This is a genomic window from Streptomyces anatolicus, assembly GCF_019400875.1.
GTDB classification, from domain to species: domain Bacteria; phylum Actinomycetota; class Actinomycetes; order Streptomycetales; family Streptomycetaceae; genus Streptomyces; species Streptomyces anatolicus.
Genome location: NZ_WMBF01000435.1, coordinates 1 through 5,389, shown reverse-complemented (window position 1 = coordinate 5,389; position 5,389 = coordinate 1). Strand labels below are relative to the sequence as shown.

At 71.0% G+C, this 5,389-nt stretch carries 4 protein-coding genes; 2 read left to right on the top strand and 2 right to left on the bottom strand.

Translation table 11 applies throughout. The features are described from left to right. A partial coding sequence (locus GKQ77_RS26825) for an ATP/GTP-binding protein (RefSeq protein ID WP_219691511.1) occupies window positions 1-864 on the top strand: 864 nt, incomplete at its 5' end. Window positions 865-908: 44 nt separating this feature from the next. Here GKQ77_RS26825 and GKQ77_RS26820 read toward each other — a convergent pair. Continuing rightward, complete coding sequence (locus tag GKQ77_RS26820; RefSeq protein WP_219691510.1) at window positions 909-1,598, bottom strand: TetR family transcriptional regulator; 690 nt, start codon at window positions 1,596-1,598, stop codon at window positions 909-911. Between the two features lie 83 nt (window positions 1,599-1,681). On the opposite strand from GKQ77_RS26820, the gene GKQ77_RS26815 reads away from it, so the two are divergent. Continuing rightward, a complete protein-coding gene (locus GKQ77_RS26815) occupies window positions 1,682-3,823 on the top strand; it encodes a HelD family protein (RefSeq protein ID WP_219691509.1) in 2,142 nt (713 codons plus the stop codon). Between the two features lie 9 nt (window positions 3,824-3,832). Here the strand turns inward: GKQ77_RS26815 and GKQ77_RS26810 are convergent, their stop codons facing one another. Next, window positions 3,833-5,308, bottom strand: a complete 1,476-nt coding sequence (locus tag GKQ77_RS26810; protein ID WP_219691508.1) for a peptidoglycan D,D-transpeptidase FtsI family protein — start codon at window positions 5,306-5,308, stop codon at window positions 3,833-3,835. Between the last annotated feature and the right edge of the window lie 81 nt (window positions 5,309-5,389).

Here is a 5,389-nt window from a genome sequence, read left to right as displayed (position 1 = left end):
GCGGAGGGGTGGGCGGACGCGGAGAGCGCCGTCACCAAGGCGCTGCTGCTCGGTGTTTTCTGCCTCGGGTTGGTCGCGCAGTTCGTGCAGCCGGTGGGGGACGCCCTGGAGGGCAAGGCCTTTCTGGGCGGCGCCATCCTCAGCCTGGTCGGCTACGTCCTCTACGCGGAGGTGCGGCGGCTGAACGACGCCCTCCGGCCGGAGGCGCGGAGCGAGGTCATGGCCGAGGACCTCCGACAGTCCTTCGCCCGGGCCCTGGCGGAGCCCGGGCGGGCCCGGATAGACGCGATCGGCTTCACCGGAGAGACCGTGGTGCACCCGGTCTGCCGCATCCTGGAGGACCTTGACGCGAGCCGTCGGCCTCCGGTGTCCTTGCGGATCCTCGTGCCGGACTTCACCGGGCCCATGGCGGTACCGGGCATGCTGAACGGAGAGGGCAAGGCCGTGGACGACCCCGACTTGCGGGCGGCCCTGCTGGCGAAGATCCATGGATTCGCGCGGGATCTGGCGGAACTGGCGCCGGGTGGCCTGCTCCCGGACGGTCTGCCCGCCCTTGACGCACAGTTCCGTGCCCTGCGCATCACCCCGATGCTGAAGTTCTGCCTGATTGACGGTGAGGAGCTGTTCGACGGCATCTACGGCAAGGTCGTCAAGAGACCTGTGACTTCCCCCTCGCAGCGCACGGTGCTCGACCTCATGGGCTACCAGGCGTCCCTGACCCGCTGGCACGTCATGTCGGGCCGCGTGGGGCGGGAGAAAGTCGCCCAGCGACAGCAGCTCTTCGACACCCTCTGGTGTCTGGCCTCGCCGCTGCCTCCGGCCGGCGGGCGCGCCACGCCTGCCTCGCCTGCTGGTGCGGGGTGAACGGGTGGGTGGGAGAGGTTCCTGCGTAGGCGCGGCGGGGGCGTCTACGCGTACCGGATGAGGCCTGAGCGGAGTTGGGCGTACGCCCTGTTCACCGCGGTCACCGCGGAGGGCCAGACTTCCTCCGCGCCCTCGCCGGAGGCGACCCGGCGCCAGTTCTCCTCCGCGAGGATCCGCTGGACGGCCACGATCTGGCCGGCGGCCAGCCTCGCTTCCAGGCGGTCGCCCCCGTGCGCCGCCGTCAAGGCCTCGGCCAGCGCCTCTTCGGAGCGGTTCTGGTAGCCGTGCAGGCGGGCCACCAGTGACGGCGTCGAGTAGAGGAGCCGGTGGAAGGCGAGGATCTCGGGGGCGTCGCAGAGGCCCGTCACCGGGTCGTGGCGTTCGAGGCCGTCCAGGAAGTGCCGTTGCAGCGCGTCCAGCGCGGCCCGCCTGGCCGGGCGGCCGGTGACCACGCGGGCCGCCTCGTCCTCGTGGTCGGCGAACCGGTGCAGGACCAGGTCCTCCTTGGTCGCGAAGTACCGGAAGAGCGTCGGCTTGGAGATCTCCGCCGCGGCGGCCACCTCCGCCACCGACACCTTCTCAAAGCCCCGCTCCAGGAAGAGCGCGATCGCCGTCTCGGAGATCGTCGTGTACCGCTGGCGCTTCTTTCGGCTCCGCAGGCTGCCGTCAGGCTCGGGGGCTGTCTCGGGGGTCGTCTCGGGGGTCGTCTCGGAGGTCGTCTCGGCTTCGCTCATGGGGGGAGTGTAAGGGGCTTCCGTTACTTGGTTAAGAACGTTACTCGGTATCGAATTTAACTCGGTTACATTATTGTGGGCGCATGGATACGGCAGAACCCCTCACCCTCGAACGCCGCTACCACGACACCTGCCGCGCCGCCCTGACCGGCATGGTCGAAGGCGCCCAGGAACAAGTCGCAGGAGGCGCCGACGTGTCCGCCTCGGGCGCCGACGCGGAGGTCCTCGGCTACCAGTTCCGCAGCCACGCCAAGGCCCTGCGCGAACTGCCCGAAGCGCCCCTCTTCTTCGGCCGCCTCGACTTCGCCGCCGACGGGCCGCACGCGCGCGAGGCAGGCGACCACCGCGGGCAGCGCTACCACATCGGGCGCCTGCGCATCACCGAACACCCCTCCGCCCCGCCCCTCGTCGTCGACTGGCGCGCCCCCGTCTCCCGCGCCTTCTACCAGGCCGGCGCCCGCGACCCGCAGGGCGTCGCTGTCCGCCGCCGGTTCGGCTGGGCCCCCGGCAGCAAGGGGGACTCCTCCGACCTCACCGGCATGGAGGACGAACACCTGATCGCGGACACGGACACGGACACGGACGCGGACGCAGAGGCGGAAGCAGAGGCGCAGGCCCCCGAAGGAAGCCGCGGCAGCCTCATCGTCGCCGGGGAGATCGAGCGGCCCCGCGTCGGCCCCATGCGGGACATCGCCGCCACCATCCAGCCCGAGCAGGACGACCTCGTACGCGGCGAACTCACCGCATCCGTCTGTGTGCAGGGCGCCCCCGGCACCGGCAAGACCGCCGTGGGCCTGCACCGCGCCGCGTACCTCCTCTACACCCACCCCCAGCGCGTAAGCCGTTCCGGGCTGCTGATCCTCGGGCCCAACCGCACCTTCCTGCGCTACATCGCCGAGGTGCTGCCCTCCCTCGGCGAGACCGGCGTGCGCCAGTCCACCGTCCTCGACGAGGTCGGCCGGCACCCGGTGCGCGCCGAGGACGACGAGGCCGCTGCCCTCGTCAAGCACGACGCCCGGATGGCCGAGGTGCTGCGCCGCGCGCTGTACTCCCGTGTCCGGGCGCCCGTCGACTCCCTCGCGGTGCCGGACGGGTCGTACCGGTGGCGGGTGTCGCGGGAGGAGTTGGAGAGGATCGTCGAGAGTGTGCGGGGCGAGGAGCCGTCGTACGCGGTGGGGCGCGAGCGGGTGCGGAGCCGGGTCGTGCGGGCCGTCCAGGCGCAGGCCGAGCGGCGGTCCGGGCCGCGGAACAACACCTGGGTGCAGAAGACCGGCCGCTCCCGCCCGCTGAGTGCCCTCGTCGATCAGGTCTGGCCCAGGGTCAGGGCCGACGAGGTGCTCGCGGGCCTGTTCGCCGACCCGGACGCGCTCGCCGCCGCGTCGGACGGCCTCCTCGCGCCCGAGGAGCAGCGGGCGATCCTGTGGGCGAGGCCCCCACGCTCGTACAAATCCGCGAAGTGGAGCCCCGCCGATCTGGTGCTGATGGACGAGATCGAGGGGCTTCTCGAGCGGCCCGAGGGGTACGGACACATCGTCGTCGACGAGGCCCAGGACCTGTCGCCGATGGAGTGCCGGGCCATCGCGCGCCGCGCCGGGTTCGGTTCGCTGACCGTGCTCGGCGACCTCGCCCAGGCCACCACCCCCTGGGCGGCGGGCAGTTGGGGTGAACTGCTCGGCCACCTCGGCAAGCCGGACGCCACGGTGACCCCGCTGACCACAGGGTTCCGCGTGCCGAAGGCGATCGTCGGGCTCGCCAACCGGCTCCTCGCCCACCTCGACGTGGACGTACCGCCCGCCCGGTCGATGCGGGCCGACGGCGAGCTGCGCATCCGCCATGTGCAGGACGCGCGGGATACGCGGGGTACGCGGGGCATGCCAGGTGTACGCGCCGCCGCCGTCGAGGCCGTACGGGACGCGCTCGGGCGGGAGGGCTCGATCGGCGTCATCGCCGCCGACGCGCACACCGAGCCGCTGCGCGCGGCCCTGGACGCGGCCGGTATCGAGAGCGCGGGCCCCGACGAGCTGGGCGCGCGCGTGACCGTGCTGCCCGCCTCGCTCGCCAAGGGCCTGGAGTACGACCATGTCGTCGCCGTCGAACCGGCCGCGATCGCGGCGGCCGAGCGGCGGGGCCTGCACCGGCTGTACGTCGTGCTGACCCGGGCCGTCTCCCGGCTCGACGTGGTGCACAGCGCGCCCCTGCCCTGGGAGACACCTGCGGCCCGGTAAAGGCACCCCTCAGCGCTCCAGGACCGCCTCCATGACCGCCTTCGCGATCGGCGCGCCCAGCTTGCCGCCCGCGATCTCCGAGCGGGGGATGTCCATGTTGGAGGGGTCGACGAAGACGGCCACGGCGACCGGTGCATCGCCGTCGGCGTTCTTGGCGTAGGAGACGAACCATGCGTACGGACGTTCGTCGTTGACGTCCGCGCCGTGCTGGGCCGTGCCGGTCTTGCCGCCGACCGTGACGCCGTCGATCCGCGCCTTGTTCGCGGTGCCGTTCTCGACGGTGTTCTCCATCATGTCCTGCACGGCCTTCGCGGTGTCCTCGGAGACGGCCTGGTTCAGCTCGTGCGGCTCGGCCTTCTCGATCGTCGTCAGATCCGGGCCGCGCAACTCCTCGACGAGGTACGGCTTCATGACCCTGCCGTCGTTGGCGAGGCCGGCCGTGACCATCGCCATCTGGAGCGGGGTGCTGGTCAGGCTGCCCTGGCCCATGCCGGTCAGCGCGGTCTGCGGCTTGTCGAGCTTCTCCGGGTAGCTGCTGGCGACCGCGCGTACGGGAATGTACTGCTCTTCGTTGAAGCCGAACTGCTCGGCCGTCTGGCGCATCTTGTCCTTGCCGACCTTGAGGGCGATGTCGAGGAAGACGTTGTTGCAGGACCACTGCATGCCGGTCTTCATCGAGACGTCGTCGCAGTTGGCGTCGGGCACGTCGTTGCCGATGCGGGTGGAGCTGAGGGGGAGTTTGTACGGGGTCTTCGCGCCGGTCGGCTTGTCGATGTCCGTCACCACACCGTGCTCCAGGGCGGCGGCCGCAGTGAGGATCTTGAAGGTGGAGCCGGGCGGGTAGATCTCGCGCAGGGCGCGGTTGTTCAGCGGCTTGTCCTTGCGGTCGCCGAGCCGTTCGAAGGCGCGTCCCTCCTCCGGCGAGATGCCCGCGAAGACCGACGGGTCGTACGAAGGGGTGCTGGCCAGGGCGAGCACCTTGCCGGAGCGCGGGTCGAGCGCGACCACCGCGCCCTTGGCGTTCAGGTTCACCAGGCCTTCGTAGGCGGCCTTCTGCGCCTTCGGGTCGATGGTCGTGATCACGTCGCCGCCCTGCTGCTTCTTGCCGGTCAGCATGTCCAGGGTGCGCTTGATGAAGAGGCGGTCGTCATTGCCGCTGAGGATGCCGTTGTGGACGCCCTCCAGGAAGGTGGCGCCCTGGGCCTGCGAGAAGTAGCCCGTCACCGGCGCGTACATCGGGCCCTCCTTGAAGACCCGCTTGTACTCGAAGTCGGAGCCCGGCGTCTTCTTCGAGCCGGTGATGGACTTGCCGCCGACGATGATGTCGCCGCGGGGGTGGGAGAACGCCTCGATCTGCACGCGGCGGTTCTTCTTGTGGTTCGACAGCTCGTCGTTCTCCGCGAACTGCACCCAGGTCGCCCGCAGCAGCAGGGCGAGCGTGAGGATGCCGCAGAAGAGGGCTATGTGCCGCAGCGGACGGTTCATGGGTGGTGGCTCCCCCCGGTGCCGACGAATGAACCTTTCCCCTTCATCCTGTCGGCTTCCGCCGCGGCGCGGGGTGGATTC

What these genes read in the sequence shown, in the direction of transcription:
- GKQ77_RS26820 (WP_219691510.1), bottom strand. Translation starts at nt 1,598, where the DNA reads ATGAGCGAAGCCGAGACGACCTCCGAGACGACCCCCGAGACGACCCCC.
- GKQ77_RS26815 (WP_219691509.1), top strand. Translation starts at nt 1,682, where the DNA reads ATGGATACGGCAGAACCCCTCACCCTCGAACGCCGCTACCACGACACC.
- GKQ77_RS26810 (WP_219691508.1), bottom strand. Translation starts at nt 5,308, where the DNA reads ATGAACCGTCCGCTGCGGCACATAGCCCTCTTCTGCGGCATCCTCACG.